The sequence below is a fragment of the Parapedobacter soli genome, from assembly GCF_025460835.1.
Taxonomy (GTDB): domain Bacteria; phylum Bacteroidota; class Bacteroidia; order Sphingobacteriales; family Sphingobacteriaceae; genus Parapedobacter; species Parapedobacter soli.
Window position 1 is genome coordinate 43,071 of sequence record NZ_JAMXAY010000014.1, and the last position, 16,498, is coordinate 59,568.

The following is a 16,498-nucleotide window of genomic DNA, read 5'->3' on the forward strand; positions in this document are numbered from 1 at the left end:
AGCTGATGTCTGCCCTTTGTATTGAGAAACTTACGGAACCAATTTCATATTTATCACAATAATAGCGTAAAATTTGCCACTTTTGCAATCCAATATATATTTGAGGCCCATCATGGAAAGAATTAGTAATGGAGGTATAACAAAATCTTTTTTGTTTTTTTTATCGGTAGCCCTATTGTTTGGTAGCTACTCATGCAATAAGCGGAGTGGCAAACCGCGGCTTTTGGTGTTTAGTAAGACGGCGGCTTTTTACCACGAGTCTATCCCAGCCGGGAATGCTGCTTTGATTAAACTTGCCCATGAAAACGGCTATGATATCGATACGACTACCAATGCCGAATGGTTTAATGAAGATACACTGGAGAACTATTCGGCTGTTATCTTTCTGAGTACAACTGGCGACGTCCTTAACCACTACCAAGAGGCTGCGTTTGAGCGGTATATTCAGGCGGGAGGTGGTTTTGTGGGCATCCACGCTGCATCGGATACCGAATATGATTGGGGATGGTTCGGCCGGCTTGTAGGCGGTTATTTTAAAGGCCATCCGCATCCACAGGAAGCTACGTTCCATGTGGTGGATACCCTCCATCCGGCTACGGAAGGGCTCCCGGCTGCCTTTACTTACCACGACGAATGGTACAACTTTAAGAAACTCAATCCTGACAACAATGTGTTGGTGACGATTGATGAAGGCAGTTATGAAGGGGGCGATAATGGTGCGGAGCACCCCATGGTATGGTACCATGAATATGACGGTGGACGATCGTTTTACACAGCATTGGGACATTCCGTCGAGTCATTTAGTGACCCGCTGCACTTAAAGATGATATTGGGAGGCATCAAGTATGCCGTTGGGAAGAACCTGAAGCTTAATTATAATAAGGCGAGAACCCAGCTGCCACCCAATCCACAGCGTTTTGTGAAAAGACAACTTCTTACCGGGGAGCTTTTTGAGCCAACAGAGATGGCGATACTGCCGAATTATGATATCCTCGTCGCCCAACGCCGCGGTGAGCTGATGCTTTTCCAGCAGGATAGCCAAACCGTAAAACAAGTGGGCTTCCTCGACGTGTACCACCAATCGGGTGTGCCGAATGTAAATGCCGAGGAAGGATTTATGGGGCTGGCGCTAGACCCGGACTACGAGCAGAATAAGTTTCTTTACGCGTTTTATAGCCCGGTGGATACTTCCGTAAATCGGTTGTCGCGGTTTGTTTATGACGATGGTAAGCTTGATCTGGAATCGGAGCAGATCATTCTTCAATTTTATTCACAACGGCAAATCTGCTGCCACACGGGAGGTTCTATCGCTTTCGGGGGAGATGGGCTACTCTACCTATCTACCGGCGATAATTCGACACCGTTTGACCAACCGACTCAGTATAAAAACCATGGCTTTGCGCCCCTTGATGGACGCCCGGGATACGAACAGTATGACGTGCGTCGTTCTTCTGGGAACACCAATGACTTGCGGGGTAAAATCCTCCGTATTGACGTGCAGGCAGATGGCAGCTATAAAATACCTGAAGGCAACCTTTTCGCCGAAGGCACTGAAAAGACCCGCCCCGAGATATATGTGATGGGAAATCGGAACCCTTACCGAATTTCGGTCGACCAAAAAACGGGCTACCTCTATTGGGGTGAGGTTGGTCCGGATGCGGCCAACGACAGTCTGGCGACACGAGGGCCGCGTGGTTACGATGAGGTAAACCAGGCCCGAAAAGCCGGGTTCTATGGATGGCCCTTTTTCATCGGTGATAATTATGCTTACCGGCCGTTTAACTATAATACGGGCGAATTTGGCGAACCTTTTGACCCGGCACATCCGGAAAACCACTCACCGAACAATACCGGTTTGCAGGTACTGCCTCCCGCGCAGCCTGCCTTTATCTGGTACCCGTATGCGGCGTCGCCGCAATTCCCCCAGGTGGGTACAGGTGGGCGTAATGCCATGGCTGGTCCGGTATACTATACCGATATGTTTCCCAAAGAGACCCGTTATCCGGAATACTACAATGGTAAACTGATCATCTATGATTGGATCCGTGGGTGGATCAAAGCGGTAAGCCTATTGCCGAATGGTGATTTCGACAAGATGGAGCCTTTCGTGGAAGATGCGTCATTCGCCAACCCAATTGATATGGAAGTGGGAAAAGACGGCAGGATTTACGTGCTGGAATACGGTAAAGGTTGGTTTGCCAAGAATGCCGATGCCGGTATCTCGCGGATCGACTATATCGCGGGAAACCTCCCGCCGCAAGTGGGCGATATCGAGATCGAAAAGCTCAATGGTGCCACACCGTTTACCGTGAAGGCGTCGGTTACGGCTACCGATAATGAGGGTGATCGGCTCACATATACCTGGAAGATTGGCGATGTTAGCCAAGTAACTAATGAGCCGACACTCAGCTACACCCTGGAAGAACGGGGGGAATATGCTATCAGCGTGACGGTGTCTGACGGAAAAGGGCAGGCAGAAAGTAATCCAGTATTGGTTTACGCAGGTAACGACAACCCTGTGGTGAATATTGTGCTTACCAATACCACCGGCTTTTATACACCCGGAGAACATGTCGGTTACACAGTGGAGATAGATGACCACGGGCGGCCCATTGATACGGCGAATCTTGTGGTTGCTATTGACTATATCACTGGTTCGGACCTGGCGGGTGCCTCACTCGGCCACCAGCAAGTATCTGAGATTGTGTTGGGGCGTAGCTTGATGATGGCTTCCGACTGTCAATCGTGCCATAAGGTGGATGAGCCAAGTATTGGCCCTTCCTATATGCAGGTAGCTTCGCGGTACCGCAACCAGAAAGACGCTTCGCCTTACCTTACTGAAAAAATTATGAAAGGTGGCAGCGGCGTGTGGGGCGAAGTTGCTATGGCAGCACATCCCGACATGAAAGAAGCTGAAGCACGCCAGATTGTGCGTTGGATCATGTCGTTGGGAGATGATCAGGCGGGTAAGCAGAAATCGCTCCCGGCGACAGGTGCTATCATCGCGAAAAAGGCAAGTGAAGGCGATAAAGAAACCGTACTACGTATTCATGCACAATACACCAATGCGCCGGGCATGGGTATCAAGCCGCTTACCGGCTCGGAGACGGTGGATTTGAAACTGAAGACGGAGGAGTAGCTCATGAAGAAAATAGGATTTTTATCTTTCGGGCATTGGTCTGACCACCCTGCATATAAAACCCGAACAGCAAGCGATACCCTGCTTCAATCCATTGATTTAGCTGTTGCTGCCGAGGAAATCGGTTTGGATGGCGCATATTTCCGTGTACATCATTTTGCAGCGCAGCTGGGATCACCGTTCCCGTTGCTTTCGGCTATCGGTGCGAAAACAAGCAAAATAGAGATTGGAACAGGGGTAATCGATATGCGGTATGAGAATCCGATGTATATGGTCGAAGACTCCGGTGCGGCTGATTTGATTTCAGGAGGACGGCTGCAATTGGGAATCAGCAGGGGTTCGCCAGAGCAGGTAATCGATGGTTGGCGTTATTTCGGTTACGAGCTTGCCGAAGGGGAGAGTGATGCCGATATGGGGCGACGGAAGGCCTTGGAATATTTGGAGCTGTTAAAGGGAGTTGGCTTTGCCGAGCCAAATCCGTACCCGATGTTTCCGAATCCGCCAGGCCTTTTGCGATTGGAGCCGCATTCGGAGGGGTTGAGGGAGCGTATTTGGTGGGGGGCAGCTTCCAATGCAACAGCTGTTTGGGCTGCCGAGAACGGAATGCACCTCCAAAGCTCCACCCTGAAATACGACGAGAGCGGCAAGCCCTTCCATGTACAGCAAGCCGAGCAGATCAGGCTTTATAAAGAGGCCTGGAAGAATGCAGGGCATCAGCGTGAGCCACGGGTGTCGGTGAGCCGGTCTATTTTTGCGTTGGTAACTGACCAAGACCATTATTATTTTGGGCAAGAAGCCAATCGTGTCGATAAAATCGGATTTATCGAAAATAATAGGCGAGCGGTTTTCGGGAGAAGTTACGCTGCGGAACCCGATAAGCTCATTGAAGAACTGGCCCGCGATGAAGCTATCCAGGAGGCTGATACGCTTCTTTTGACAATACCGAATACCTTAGGGGTTGAATACAATGTGCACGTACTGTCTTCTATTTTGGAGCACGTGGCACCCGGACTAGGCTGGCGTTGAAGCGCTGTTGCGGAAGTTGCTAATTAACCCCGCGATGGCGAACGATGCCGATATAAAAGGGCGTCGAGTCATTTCCATTACCGGTTAGGAATATGGTCAGGTAGTCGCCGGGGTCTAATGCAACACCGGTTCGCCTTGCCAGCTGCCCTCCGTTTTCATCTCGCACGGTTAATACGTGCGTACCTGTATTTGATGTCAAGATAAACTCCGCAGCACCCTGTCCGGTTTCGGATGTCTCGGTGGGCCTGTCTTGGAATGCTGGAATAGGCTCTCCGGTAGCTATCTGAAGTGTCACGCGGTGTGGTGTTTCGGCCAAGTTGAAGAATCGCAAGCCAGCTATAGCGGTGGGGTCTTCCGTGCCGGCAGGCAATCGGTCGTCGGTAAGGAAATGCAGCGGTGCGGCTTCCGTGCCGAAAAGAAAAGATGTATAATATTTGTTCTCCTCTATTGTAAAAGCTGTATCCACAAGCTGGGCCGACTCGTTGGACGAGATGATTTCCAGTCTGCAGTTTTCATGACTGGGTATCGCATAGAAGTCAATACCCCGGTAGCCTAAACCTTGGCCCAGTGACTGGAGGCCGAGTCCGACATCCACCCGATGGAGCACTGCCTCTGCTTCCAAAAATGAATTAACCACTGTTACCCCAGACCGGACATCCGGTGTCGGTTCTTCATCTTTTATGCATCCGGCGACTAATACCATGCCTGTAAACAGGGATAGACATACAATAAAATTGGCTTTCATCCACATTGTAGTTAATTGACCTAATTGACCCATTGGTACACCCTGGCTACATAGAAAGTAGTTGGGTCGCGTTCATCGCCCGTTAAAAAGATGCTGACGTAACTGCCTGCAACCAAATCGACCGGGTCGTTCCTCGTCGCCACGGTTTCGCCGTTTTCATCTACCACGCTGACTATATACGAGCCAGTAGCCACCGGGATAAAGCCTTCTCTTTCTTTTCCGGTCTGTGGTGTTTCCGTAGGCCGGTCGCTAAAGGCGGCTATCGGGGTAAGGTCACCGATATGCAGCGTAACGCGCCGGTCGGTATTCGCCAAGTTATAGAACCGCACAGCAGCGATAGCACTTGCGTCGTCTATGTCCTCAGGCACCCTGTCGTCTGTGATGAAGTGCCGGGGGTCGTCATGTGTGCCGTATACGAAGGATGAATAAAATACGCTGTCTTGCACGGTGATGGTCGTATCCACGAGCCTGTTATTTTCGTATGTTGAATAAAGCTCCAGCCGAGCCTCCCCGGGGTACATGTATATTGGTGGAGTAGGACCGTAAGTCCGATAAAATAGCGGATTCAATACCGATATCGTATTGCGGTCAACATAATAATATACGGCATCAGTCTCGATAAATGCGTTTATAAATGTTGCCCCTCCGACCTGCTTCGGCTGTGGGTCGGTCCCCTTTAAACAGCCCCCTAAAAACACGACCGTGGTTAATAGGGCAAATATCAAATTCAATCTTTTCATCATACCCTATCTAACGCATGGGAAAGAATAAATGCTACAGCGCTTATTCTTCAAATGGCGACTTTTTCACATCATCCGGAATATCGGATGATAAACTGCCTAAAAACACAGTGAGGTCTGCTACTTGGTCGTCTGATAAGTCTACCCCCCGCTGCAGTTTTCCCATAATGCGGACGGCTTCGTCCAAGCTATCTACAGAGCCATCGTGGAAATAGGGCCAGGTATGCGTTACATTTCGCAGACCGGGAACCTTGAAAAAGTATTTCTCTGCTTCATTCTGGCTCACGTCAAACACACCCGCATCCACCTTTTCAGAACCGGTCTGTTTCCAGTAATCTTCAAAGAGTCCGAATTTCTGCAGCATTTGCCCTCCCAGTGCAACCCCATTATGGCAAGTGATACAGCCCGCGGAAATAAAGGTTTGTAATCCGGCTTGCTCTTGTGCGGTCAATGCAGAGATATCGCCCTCTAAATATTTGTCAAATCGGCTTTCCGGCATCAGTGTTCGTTCAAAAGCGCCGATAGCGCGGGTGATGTTATCGAATGTAATAGCGTCGCTATCGCTTTTAAAAGCTGCAGGAAAGAGTTCTTGGTAGATTTCCACTTTTTTGAGGCGGTCTACCAGTTGCTGTTTGTCTTTGATGTTATGTTCAATGGGGTTCAGTATTGGTCCGGCAGCCTGCTCTTCCACATCAACAGCCCTGCCATCCCAGAACTGCATCTTGTGTAAAGCCGCATGGAAGACGGTGGGCGAATTTCTTGCTCCAACAGACTTATCGTCACCAAGTGAAAACTGGAGGTTGTCCACTCCGTAATTGCTTAAGCTATGGCATGAATTGCAACTGATGTTTCCTTCGCCTGATAACCTGGTGTCGAAAAATAAATATTTGCCCAATTTTACCATGGCTGAATCAGGTCGGCTAACCGCGATGGCGGAGATGGGTTGGAAAAGGACCTGTGCTTGTGCCAATAAGTCAGCGGCAGCCTCGTCCGTGACGGCCGGCGATTTTTTCTGGCTGTTGTTCATGCAGCTGATCACAACGAAAAGGCCGATAGAGGTGATGGTTAATAACTTCTTCATTTTTAAAATATTATTTTTTTATATCTGACATAATCCGGCTATTCTATATCGTAAACACCATAGCCGAGAGAATGTTTTTTGTATCCTCGCCACTTTTGTAATAGGCCACCCGAGTCTACTAAAATAAGTTGTACCCTGGAAAGTTTTTTCAGGTGCATTTTACGTAAATTATTGTAGCTTGCATCGTAATTGGAAATAATTGGAGGTATTATGAGCATATACACGGTGAAGGCTTTCGGGACCGCCGCGCCGGAGGCGGATTTAAAACAAATGACCATTGATCGCCGGACAGTGACGGCCAAGGACGTTGAAATAGACATTCTGTATTGTGGCGTATGCCATTCTGATTTGCACACCGCTCGCAATGAATGGGGTGGCACGGTGTATCCCAACGTTCCGGGGCATGAAATTGTCGGGCGCATTACCCATGTTGGTAGCGGGGTAACCAAATTCAACGTAGGTGATCTGGCGGGTGTAGGCTGCATGGTAGATAGCTGCCGCGAATGCGATAGTTGCAAAGGAGGGTTAGAACAGTATTGTGAAAAAGGTAATATCCAGACGTATAACGGGCATGACACACATTTGAACCGGCAAACCTTTGGTGGTTATTCCGAACGGGTGGTGGTAGATGAGGATTTCGTATTAAGGATACCCGACAAGCTGGATTTAGCCGCTACGGCTCCTTTGCTCTGCGCGGGCATTACCACGTATTCACCGCTGCGGCGCTGGGATGTGGGCGCCGGGAAACGGGTGGGTGTCGTTGGCATCGGCGGCTTAGGGCATATGGGCGTAAAAATAGCAAAAGCGATGGGTGCTTACGTGGTGGTTTTCACCACATCACTTTCCAAAGTGGCGGACGCCAAGCGGTTGGGTGCTGATGAAGTTATACTGTCTACAGACAACGAGCAAATGAGAACACATGCAAAAAGTCTGCATTTCATTCTAGACTGCGTATCGGCCCAACATGATATTAACGCATATTTAAAGTTGTTGAAAAGAGACGGTACGCTTACGCTCGTTGGTGCGCCCGAACTCCCGCTTCCGGTGTCGCCGTTCAGCCTGATTCCCGGGCGCCGGAGTTTAGCGGGCTCATTGATTGGCGGTATTGCCGAAACACAGGAGATGCTCGACTTCTGCGGGCGGCATAACATTGTTTCGGATGTCGAAGTAATTCGAATGCAAGACATCAATGAAGCGTTTGACCGTATGTTGAAGGGCGACGTGAAATATCGTTTTGTTATTGATATGGCGTCGTTGAAAGATTAATTAATCCCCACCATATCCCAATCAGTTTCCCCTGGGTTAGACTCAAACCGGGTTAGGTAGGATGCTCGTTCGGGGCAGATTGACACCTTGGACTTATACTGGATTTAATATGTTTTTGTAGCGAAGTAGGTGTTAACCGGTCACGAAGCAGTTGTCCAGATGACGTTAACGAAATACGAACGGCGTATGTAACACGCGAAATTATAGGATGATTTTACCGGACAAGCGGTGGATACGACGGGACGTCAATACCGGAAGCACTGCAATTCCCCGTCACTTCTGCTGCAGAGCAGGTAGCGTTGACCGTCGTCATATAATGGGCCGACGTAGGCCAATGGACCGCAATCGTGGGGCAGCGGTTCTGAAAGCGTATCGTCAGGCGGCTCGACATCGTTGGTTCGGTTAGTACGGCTACCCGCTTGCCGCTGGAGCAGTCTTCCACGGCCATCATACGATAGTCGCTGCCGGTCCGTTCCAACCTCGATGCGTACGGTCTTATCGTTGCTGGTCAATAGAGCGCCCTGCGTAGCCCGCTGTGGTAGTTTCAACGAGAAACCGGGCAGGGGATCTCCATCTGTATCGATGCGGTAAAGCCTTTCGGCCGTGGTAAATACCAGGCTCCGATCGGGTAGCTGGGAAATACTGTCCACGATTGGTCCCGGTAATTGTGCATTCCATAGTTTTTGTCCCGCTGGCGAAATGGCATGGAGGATATGGTAGGCATCTTGTACCAGGATGAAGCGGCCACTGTCACTATACAGGCGTACAGAAGGGGCTGTGATAGCCCTGACGTTGAGGTCGAATGTCCACAATGCGCCATAACTGGTTTGTGGTTCCTCCTCTGTTACAATGGTTTCTTCCGGTATATGCTCTGGTAGCTGTACAACATCTTTTTTAGCTAAATTTGAAAAATAGAAGTATGAAACGGCTATAATAGTGACAAAAAGCACCGAGATAATAATGATCAGATTTCTCATCTTTTACAAATCTAACACAAAAAGTGCCAGTTTCCAATCTTGCATATCAAACCAATTATAATTAAGTTTGGCAAAATATTGCAATCGAAAGTTGGCCTTGAAAAAATCACAGACATACCGATGAATAAACGAATTATTCTCACCGCATCATTCTTTGGCTTGGCAGCAGTGATACTGGGTGCCTTTGGGGCACACGGTCTGGAAGATAAAGTTAGCAACGATAGCCTTGAAGTGTGGAAAACGGCAGTGGATTATCAGTTTTATCATACGCTCGCCCTGTTGTTTCTAGCTACTTTCTCAAGAGCAAAAAACACCTATATTCGCTTTTCCTTCATTACTTTCACACTTGGGATTTTACTATTCTCCGGTTCGTTGTATATACTGAGCACCCGTGCGATTACGGGCTTCGGAGCGGCTGCCATCCTGGGGCCTATTACACCCATAGGTGGATTGTGCTTTATTTTGGGATGGATAGGCTTGTTTGTAGCCACCATCAAGAATAAGGGGTAACACACATACCCGATTTTTTATTTTTTATGCTGGAGTTCACCGATGGGAAGACACAAACCCGCGTTACGCTATTTGTCGAGGTAATATTGCCGCTGGCTATTGCCAAGACATACACCTACCGGGTACCGTACGAATGGAATGCCAACGTAGCCGTGGGCAAGCGTGTCATCGTCCAGTTCGGGAAAAGTAAAGTCTATTCTGCCATCATCAGCCGGGTGACGGACCAAGCCCCTCAATTGTACGAAGCGAAATATATCCTCGATGTGCTGGATGAAGCACCGGTGGTAGATAGCACTCAGCTCCACTTATGGGATTGGATATCATCCTATTACCTCTGTTCGCTTGGAGAAGTGATGCAGGCCGCACTCCCGGCAGCACTGAAGCTGGCTAGCGAAACGCGGATTGTTGCCGCGCAAAATACCGGAGTAGATCGATCTGAGTTGAGTGACAAAGAATTCTTAATCCTCGACGCGCTTGACATCGCGCCCGAACTGAAGGTAAGCGACATCGTAAAACTATTGGGTCAGAAAAGTGTTTTCCCCTTGTTGAAGCGGCTTTTTGAAAAGGGGCTTATCCTGATCTCCGAAGAAATAGCACCTAGATATCGGCCAAAGATGAAGGTGTTCGTTAGCTTGCACAGCGACTATACAGACAATGCCGGTAGAAAGGCGTTGTTAGAGTCACTGGCTAGGGCTCCAAAGCAACAGGACGCGGTGATGGCTTATATCCAGCTGAGCCGCCAACAACCCGAAGTAGCAAAGACCGATATCATGGAGGCCAGTGGCTGCAGCTCAGCCATAATCGCTTCGCTGGTTGAAAAAGGGGTGTTTGTCGCCGAGGAGCGGGCAGTAAGCCGGTTAGCGGGTGAGGATGTGGAGGTAACGGCTAGCTTTACCTTCAGTGATGCACAATCACGTGCTTTTGACGATATCAATAGGCAATTTGCAGAAAAGGATGTCGTGCTGCTACACGGTGTCACCGCGTCGGGTAAGACGCAGGTGTACATCCGGCTGATAGAGGCAGCTATGGCCTGTGGCCGGAACGTCTTGTATCTATTGCCCGAGATTGCGCTGACTACACAGATCACCGAGCGCCTGTGTAAGCATTTCGGTAACAAACTGGGGGTATACCATTCGCGCTTTAGCGACAATGAGCGGGCTGAAGTATGGCATAAGGTACTCCAAAATGAATACCAGATCATCATAGGGGCACGGTCGGCGGTTTTTCTTCCTTTTCAGTCGCTGGGATTCATCGTGGTAGACGAAGAGCATGAGACGTCATATAAACAATTCGACCCTGCACCAAGGTACCACGCGCGCGATACGGCGATTTATCTTGGCCACCTGCACGGAGCGAAAGTGCTGCTGGGTTCCGCTACACCGGCTATCGAAAGCTTTTACAACGCCCGCGCCGGCAAATACGGGTTGGCCACGCTGACACAACGGTTCGGCGATGCCAAGCTGCCTGAAATCGTAACGGTAAATATCAGCGAAGAGAGCCGCAAAGGTACTATGTTTACCTATTTTAGTGCCGTACTCTTACAGGAGATGGAGAAGGCGTTGGCTGAGGGCCAACAAGTAATCCTTTTCCAGAATAGGCGTGGGCACACGCCACTGCTGCAGTGCAAGACGTGTGGTTATATCGCCAAATGCATCCATTGTGATGTGAGCCTCACTTATCATAAAAGCAGCGGACATTTGCACTGCCACTATTGCGGGTTTACCGAAGCACCGCTGCAGGTTTGCCCGGCATGCGGCTCAACTCATATCGAAAGTAAGGGCTTTGGTACTGAGCGGATAGAGGAAGAGCTGGAAACGCTGCTGCCGCAGGCCCGCATCGGTCGCCTCGACCTCGACTCGACCAAGGGCAAGTATGGGTTTGAGCGTGTGTTGACGGCTTTTGATGAACATCGGTATGATGTATTGGTGGGTACACAGATGGTAGCAAAGGGGTTGGACTTCGGAAAAGTAAGCGTTATCGGTATCATCAATGCCGACGGTCTGATTAATTACCCCGATTTCCGTGCGCATGAGCGGGCATTTTCGTTACTAGCCCAGGTGAGTGGTCGCGCCGGGCGCCGAAACAGCAGCGGGAAGGTAGTCATCCAATCCTACGCGCCCAACCACCGTGTTATCCAACAGGTAATTGCCAACGACTACGAAGGCATGTTCATGGCGGAGGTCGCCGAACGGAAAAATTTTGGTTATCCGCCGTTTTTCCGGTTGTTTAAGGTGGAAGTGAAACACAAAGAACAGCAAGCTGCGCACGAGGGGGCACTCCGTTTAGTGGCGCTGCTGCGCGAGATACTGGGCCACCGGGTTTTCGGGCCTGAAGTGCCGCTTGTGGGGCGCGTGCGAAATTACTATATCTTTGGTGTGCTGCTCAAAATTGAGCGGGCAGGCATCAGCATTGTCAAAGTAAAAGAGCAGATTTCCGTCGCCCTGCAGCGTTTTGAAACCAATAAAGCTAACCGCGGCGTGCGGGTACAGGTCGATGTGGATCCCTATTGATTGATCAAGCCAAAACTATACTGGATAGTGATGGCCGCAACGGGGGCGAAGAAGTACTCCCAACGATACCGTTTCACCTGGTCAGGAGCGCCGGTAAAAGAGTCGTCGGTGTAATTGTTGGTTTTCTGGTAAGTGTATGCAATATTGAAATTGGCCTCAGCCCCCACGGCGACCCGGGGAACCACGTATACTTTGGCTCCTACAAATGGTGAAAATAGCAGGGCGTTTTTTGTGTCTTCGGCAAAAACCGAAGTGTTGGCGAACCCCTGTGTGTTGAGTTGCTGGAACATGAAGCCCAAATCGCCGCCGAAGTAAGGCTGAACGCGCGAATAATTCACGCTTTTTTCGACACCCAGCTTTATAGCTGTGTTCCGGAGTTTGCCGCCAACGTCTGGCAGGCACCCCTCACACTCATCACTAAACACAATGTCATTACGGAAATGCGCGGCTTGTAACCGATAACTGATCTGGTTGTCGTTGATTTTGAAGAGCAGACCATTGAAATAGGACGTGTGGTATTGTTTCCCTGAAGGCTGGTTGAGTAATTGCGGGAACTGCTCGTAGGCGTATGCGCGAACCGCAATAGTATACCAGAAGTCGGTATTGAAGTTGTGTGTATTGCTTTTTGGAATAATCGGATCCGGATAATCAACGGTATCAATGTTTGTTACCTGTGCTGACAATTGCACGGCTCCGAAGCATAGGAGAATAACCAAAAGTAAATACCTCATTCGTCGCATCGTTTATACCGTGCGAAAATAATAAATAAAATCGGGTATCGATTACTGCCTCGTTAATCTCGGGTAATCTGTGTATTTTTGGGACCATAATGGCATATAAGTTTATTGATAATTACCGCGAACGTGGCGCACGCAAACAATTGGTAGAGCTGCTGAAGCGGCGTGGGATAGCAGATAAGCGGGTGCTGGCGGCTATTGGGAAAGTACCGCGGCACTATTTTTTCGACGAGACATTTTGGAACCAGGCCTACCGCGATATCGCTTTCCCCATTGGTGATGGGCAGACCATTTCACAACCTTATACTGTAGCTTACCAAACAGAGCTGTTGCATATTGAACGGGGCGACCGCGTATTGGAGGTCGGTACCGGATCAGGTTACCAAACATGTATCCTGTTGGAACTGGGAGCCGAAGTCTACACCATTGAGCGTCAACCCAACCTATATAATCGTACCATACAAGTGTTGCCCTATATGGGCTATAAACCACACTTTTTCTTGGGTGATGGGTCGAAAGGAATACCCGACCATGCACCATACGACAAAATTCTGGTCACTGCCGGGGCTCCGTTTGTGCCCGATGTGATGCTGAAACAGCTCCGTATCGGGGGATTATTGGTTATTCCGGTAGGTAGCGAGAAGGAGCAGAAGATGATGACCATCCTGAGGGTGGGGGAACAAGAGTACGAGCGGATCGAGCTGGATACGTTCCGATTTGTTCCTTTAGTGGGCGATCGTGCATGGTAATCGCCAAATTAAATTGAATGGAAGACATATTTGATACTTACGGCAAAAATATAGCCGATGCCGATGGTCGCATAGCAAGCTTACGGAAATCGGTTAATGGCAATTCGCTCCTGCGGCTAGCCACTATCGTGGGTGGCGGTGCGGCACTATTTGCTGCAGTGCAGACGGAGAATGTGTCGTTAGTGATTGGCCTATTCCTGCTGATTATGGTCTGTTTCATGATGCTCGTGTGGCGACAAAGCAAGCTCGAGGCACAGAAAGCAGCGTGGGAAGATTTCCGTGAGGTAAACCGGAATGAAGTAGCTATGACTGAAGGCAGGCCTAACATGTATCCTAATGGTGCTGCTTATGCGGACCGCCGCCACCCCTATAGCGGGGATTTGGATATTTTTGGTCCATCGTCCGTATTTGCACTTATCAACCGGTGCGCGACTTCCACAGCAAACCGATTGCTGGCGGGGTGGCTTGCTGCTCCGGCGAGCCGGGAAACTATATTGTTGCGGCAAGAGGCGGTACGCGAATTGGCACCAGATGCGGAGTGGTGCCAACAATTCCAGGCAGGGCTCATATTCAACCTTACCCGAGATGCCGATTTTAAACAGCAGTTTGCCCATTTTTTGGAGGCTGGAGATACACTGGAGAGCAAGTTTCTAAGACGATACGTGAAAATTGTTCCCTGGCTGATGGCTTTCGTTATCGTACTTGCCATTTTTTGGGCACCTGCAATACCACTGGCCGTTGTTTTGGCGCTTGCCCATCTGCTGGCTGCAGTGGCCTATGGTGGAAAGGTAGGGCGCATAGCAGGCCAGCTGGACCGGGTGGGGCGTATTTTGGGTGCTTTTGCCAAGTCGTTTGAAAAAATAGAAAACCGCCATTGGGAAAGTGAATGGGGGCAAAGTGTATTGCAGGGTACAGGTGGATCGGTTCCTGTTTCGGTGATTTTCCTTAAACTGGCGATACTGATTGATCGGCTGGATTACCGGTTGAATATGCTGGTTGGGGGTGTGCTCAACATGTTTGCGTTGTGGGATTTCAAACAGGTTTTTGCGGTTCTCGATTGGCGTAAGCAATACGGTGGCCGGTTGCTTGCCGCGTTGGATGTCGTGGCCGAGGTTGAAGCAGTGGTAAGTTTAGCAACTTTATGCCGCAATCACCCGCAATGGGTTTTCCCCGAGGTGGTGGAGTCAGCGAAACCCTATGTCGCAGCTAAGGGTTTATCGCATCCGTTAATCCCATCACATGCAGCTGTGCCAAACGATTACGTGATGGACGGCCACCGGGTTGCACTGATTACTGGTTCCAATATGGCCGGTAAAAGCACTTTTCTCCGCGTTATCGGTACCAATTCAGTGCTGGCGTTTTGCGGTGCACCCGTTTGCGGCACATCCATGCAGCTATCGGTTTTCCATGCGGTAAGTTACATGCGCATTGCCGACTCGTTGAATGAGAGTACTTCTACCTTTAAAGCGGAGCTCAACCGGATTGAAGACGTATTACGGGCTGTACGTACCCGGCCACGCACCTTTTTTCTCATTGATGAAATGTTACGGGGCACCAATTCCAGGGACAAGTACCTTGGGTCGAAAGCGATTATCAAGCGGTTGATTGCCGATGGTGGCGTGGGTATGGTGGCCACACACGATCTCCAATTGGCTAAATTGGCAGAAGAATATCCTGGTGTACTGGCCAACTTCCATTTTGATATCCAAGTGAAGGAGGGAGAGATGCTTTTCGATTACAAGCTTAAGCCTGGTGAGTGTACGATTTTCAATGCATCGCTATTATTGAAGAATATAGGTATCGACGTAGCGGAATAGCGCTTCACCGTTTCATTACCCGTGCCAGCTCGCGCTTAGTGTCACGTTCTTTGATCGTTTCCCGTTTATCGAAATCCTTTTTGCCCTGGGCCAATGCGATTTCCACTTTGGCGAATCCGCGGTTGCCGATAAATATACGCAGCGGGATGATGGTGAGACCGCGCTCGTCGATTTTTGATTTTAGCTTTTTGAGTTCTTTTTTGGTGAGCAGCAGCTGCCGGTCGCGCTTGGCTTCATGGTTGTAAAACGAACCGTGCGAATATTCTGCGATATGCATGTTGCGGATATATAAATCATTTTCGAAAAATGAGCAGAATGCGTCGTTGATATTGGCCTTTCCCTCCCGGATCGATTTGATTTCTGTGCCAAGCAGGCGGATGCCAGCGATGTAAGTGTCGAGGATGTGGTATTCGAAATGTGCCCTTTTGTTTTTAATATGGATAGTTGAAGATAATGCCATTTTAGTTGTAAGTCTTTCGTCGATAGCTCACCGTCTTAATTCAGTTTGCAATAAATATTTTGTGCTACCTTATCGGATATGTTGATTTTCGTCCTATCGATCTCTATGGCGATCGAGTGGTCGAATTCATACCGTTGCAGCACGGTTATCTCGCTGTGGATACCGATGCCGATCTGGCTTACGTATTGGAGAAACGACGGGCTGTTATCTCTGACAGCGATGATGGTGTAGGTGTTGCCGCTGTCAGCTTCGGCCAGCGTAAGCCGTGCTTCATGTACATAATTGCCATCAGCCTTGGGTATGGCGTCGCCGTGTGGGTCGAATTGCGGGAATCCCAGAAAGCGGTCGAGCCGTTCCACCAGTTTGTCGGATTTGATATGCTCCAATTGCTCGGCGATATCATGCACTTCATCCCAACTGAAGCCCAGCTTGTCAAACAGAAACGTTTCCCACAGCCGATGGCGCCGGATAATGGCCACTGCCAGGTCGCGCCCCGTATCGGTGAGGGTGATTTTGCCATATTTTTCGTAGTTGACCAACTGCTTTTCACGCAACTTCTTTAACATATCGGTTGCCGTGGCGGGGCGGACATTGAGCTTGCCGGCCAACTGATTTGTGCCTGCTTCGCCAACACCGTCGTGTTCGGCCGTGATGCGGAGCAGCGCCTTTAAATAGTTTTCCTCGGTATCCGATAGCATAACGGCAAAGGTAGGGAAATTGTTATGAAAAAATATTTTTGGT

At 49.5% G+C, this 16,498-nt stretch carries 14 protein-coding genes; 7 read left to right on the forward strand and 7 right to left on the reverse strand.

Going from position 1 to position 16,498, the window contains the following annotated elements; all coding sequences use genetic code 11:
• Positions 1-226: 226 nt before the first annotated feature.
• Positions 227-3,139: a ThuA domain-containing protein gene (locus NGM62_RS08310; protein WP_262247063.1), complete on the forward strand. Its 2,913-nt coding sequence runs from the start codon at positions 227-229 to the stop codon at positions 3,137-3,139.
• 3 nt (positions 3,140-3,142) lie between these two features.
• Positions 3,143-4,165, forward strand: a complete 1,023-nt coding sequence (locus NGM62_RS08315; protein WP_262247064.1) for an LLM class flavin-dependent oxidoreductase — start codon at positions 3,143-3,145, stop codon at positions 4,163-4,165.
• Between the two features lie 19 nt (positions 4,166-4,184).
• Here NGM62_RS08315 and NGM62_RS08320 read toward each other — a convergent pair whose 3' ends face one another.
• The 3 genes from NGM62_RS08320 to NGM62_RS08330 are packed head-to-tail and all read right to left on the reverse strand — an operon-like array spanning position 4,185 to position 6,731.
• A complete protein-coding gene (locus NGM62_RS08320) occupies positions 4,185-4,910 on the reverse strand; it encodes a hypothetical protein (RefSeq protein ID WP_262247065.1) in 726 nt (241 codons plus the stop codon).
• 20 nt (positions 4,911-4,930) lie between these two features.
• Positions 4,931-5,653, reverse strand: coding sequence for a DUF4397 domain-containing protein (locus NGM62_RS08325; RefSeq protein WP_262247066.1), 723 nt, complete (start codon positions 5,651-5,653; stop codon positions 4,931-4,933).
• Between the two features lie 40 nt (positions 5,654-5,693).
• Positions 5,694-6,731: a cytochrome-c peroxidase gene (locus NGM62_RS08330; protein WP_262247067.1), complete on the reverse strand. Its 1,038-nt coding sequence runs from the start codon at positions 6,729-6,731 to the stop codon at positions 5,694-5,696.
• 210 nt (positions 6,732-6,941) lie between these two features.
• Here NGM62_RS08330 and NGM62_RS08335 point away from each other — a divergent pair, with 210 nt between their 5' ends.
• Positions 6,942-7,997 carry an NAD(P)-dependent alcohol dehydrogenase gene (locus tag NGM62_RS08335; RefSeq protein ID WP_315975857.1) on the forward strand — a complete coding sequence of 352 codons (1,056 nt, stop codon included), beginning with the start codon at positions 6,942-6,944 and terminating at the stop codon, positions 7,995-7,997.
• A gap of 245 nt (positions 7,998-8,242) precedes the next feature.
• Here the strand turns inward: NGM62_RS08335 and NGM62_RS08340 are convergent, their stop codons facing one another.
• Complete coding sequence (locus NGM62_RS08340) at positions 8,243-8,974, reverse strand: hypothetical protein (protein WP_262247068.1); 732 nt, start codon at positions 8,972-8,974, stop codon at positions 8,243-8,245.
• 120 nt (positions 8,975-9,094) lie between these two features.
• Here NGM62_RS08340 and NGM62_RS08345 point away from each other — a divergent pair, with 120 nt between their 5' ends.
• Both NGM62_RS08345 and priA read left to right on the forward strand, forming a co-directional pair.
• The gene (locus tag NGM62_RS08345; RefSeq protein ID WP_262247069.1) at positions 9,095-9,484 is read left to right on the forward strand and encodes a DUF423 domain-containing protein; all 390 of its coding nucleotides are present in this window, start codon (positions 9,095-9,097) and stop codon (positions 9,482-9,484) included.
• Positions 9,485-9,510: 26 nt separating this feature from the next.
• Positions 9,511-11,994 carry a replication restart helicase PriA gene (priA, locus tag NGM62_RS08350; RefSeq protein ID WP_262247070.1) on the forward strand — a complete coding sequence of 828 codons (2,484 nt, stop codon included), beginning with the start codon at positions 9,511-9,513 and terminating at the stop codon, positions 11,992-11,994.
• On the opposite strand, the gene NGM62_RS08355 is transcribed toward priA, so the two are convergent.
• Positions 11,988-12,725, reverse strand: a complete 738-nt coding sequence (locus NGM62_RS08355) for a hypothetical protein (RefSeq protein ID WP_262247071.1) — start codon at positions 12,723-12,725, stop codon at positions 11,988-11,990. The genes priA and NGM62_RS08355 overlap by 7 nt on opposite strands.
• Before the next feature lie 98 nt (positions 12,726-12,823).
• Between NGM62_RS08355 and NGM62_RS08360 the strand changes: the two genes are divergently transcribed.
• Positions 12,824-13,480, forward strand: a complete 657-nt coding sequence (locus NGM62_RS08360) for a protein-L-isoaspartate(D-aspartate) O-methyltransferase (RefSeq protein WP_262247072.1) — start codon at positions 12,824-12,826, stop codon at positions 13,478-13,480.
• Between the two features lie 17 nt (positions 13,481-13,497).
• The gene (locus tag NGM62_RS08365) at positions 13,498-15,297 is read left to right on the forward strand and encodes a MutS-related protein (RefSeq protein ID WP_262247073.1); all 1,800 of its coding nucleotides are present in this window, start codon (positions 13,498-13,500) and stop codon (positions 15,295-15,297) included.
• A 4-nt stretch (positions 15,298-15,301) separates the two neighbouring features.
• Here the strand turns inward: NGM62_RS08365 and smpB are convergent, their stop codons facing one another.
• On the reverse strand, positions 15,302-15,757 hold the full coding sequence (gene smpB, locus NGM62_RS08370; RefSeq protein WP_262247074.1) for an SsrA-binding protein SmpB: 456 nt from the start codon (positions 15,755-15,757) through the stop codon (positions 15,302-15,304).
• 35 nt (positions 15,758-15,792) lie between these two features.
• Entirely contained in the window at positions 15,793-16,455 is a 663-nt protein-coding gene (locus NGM62_RS08375; protein WP_262247075.1) for a metal-dependent transcriptional regulator, read from the reverse strand.
• Positions 16,456-16,498 lie beyond the last annotated feature (43 nt).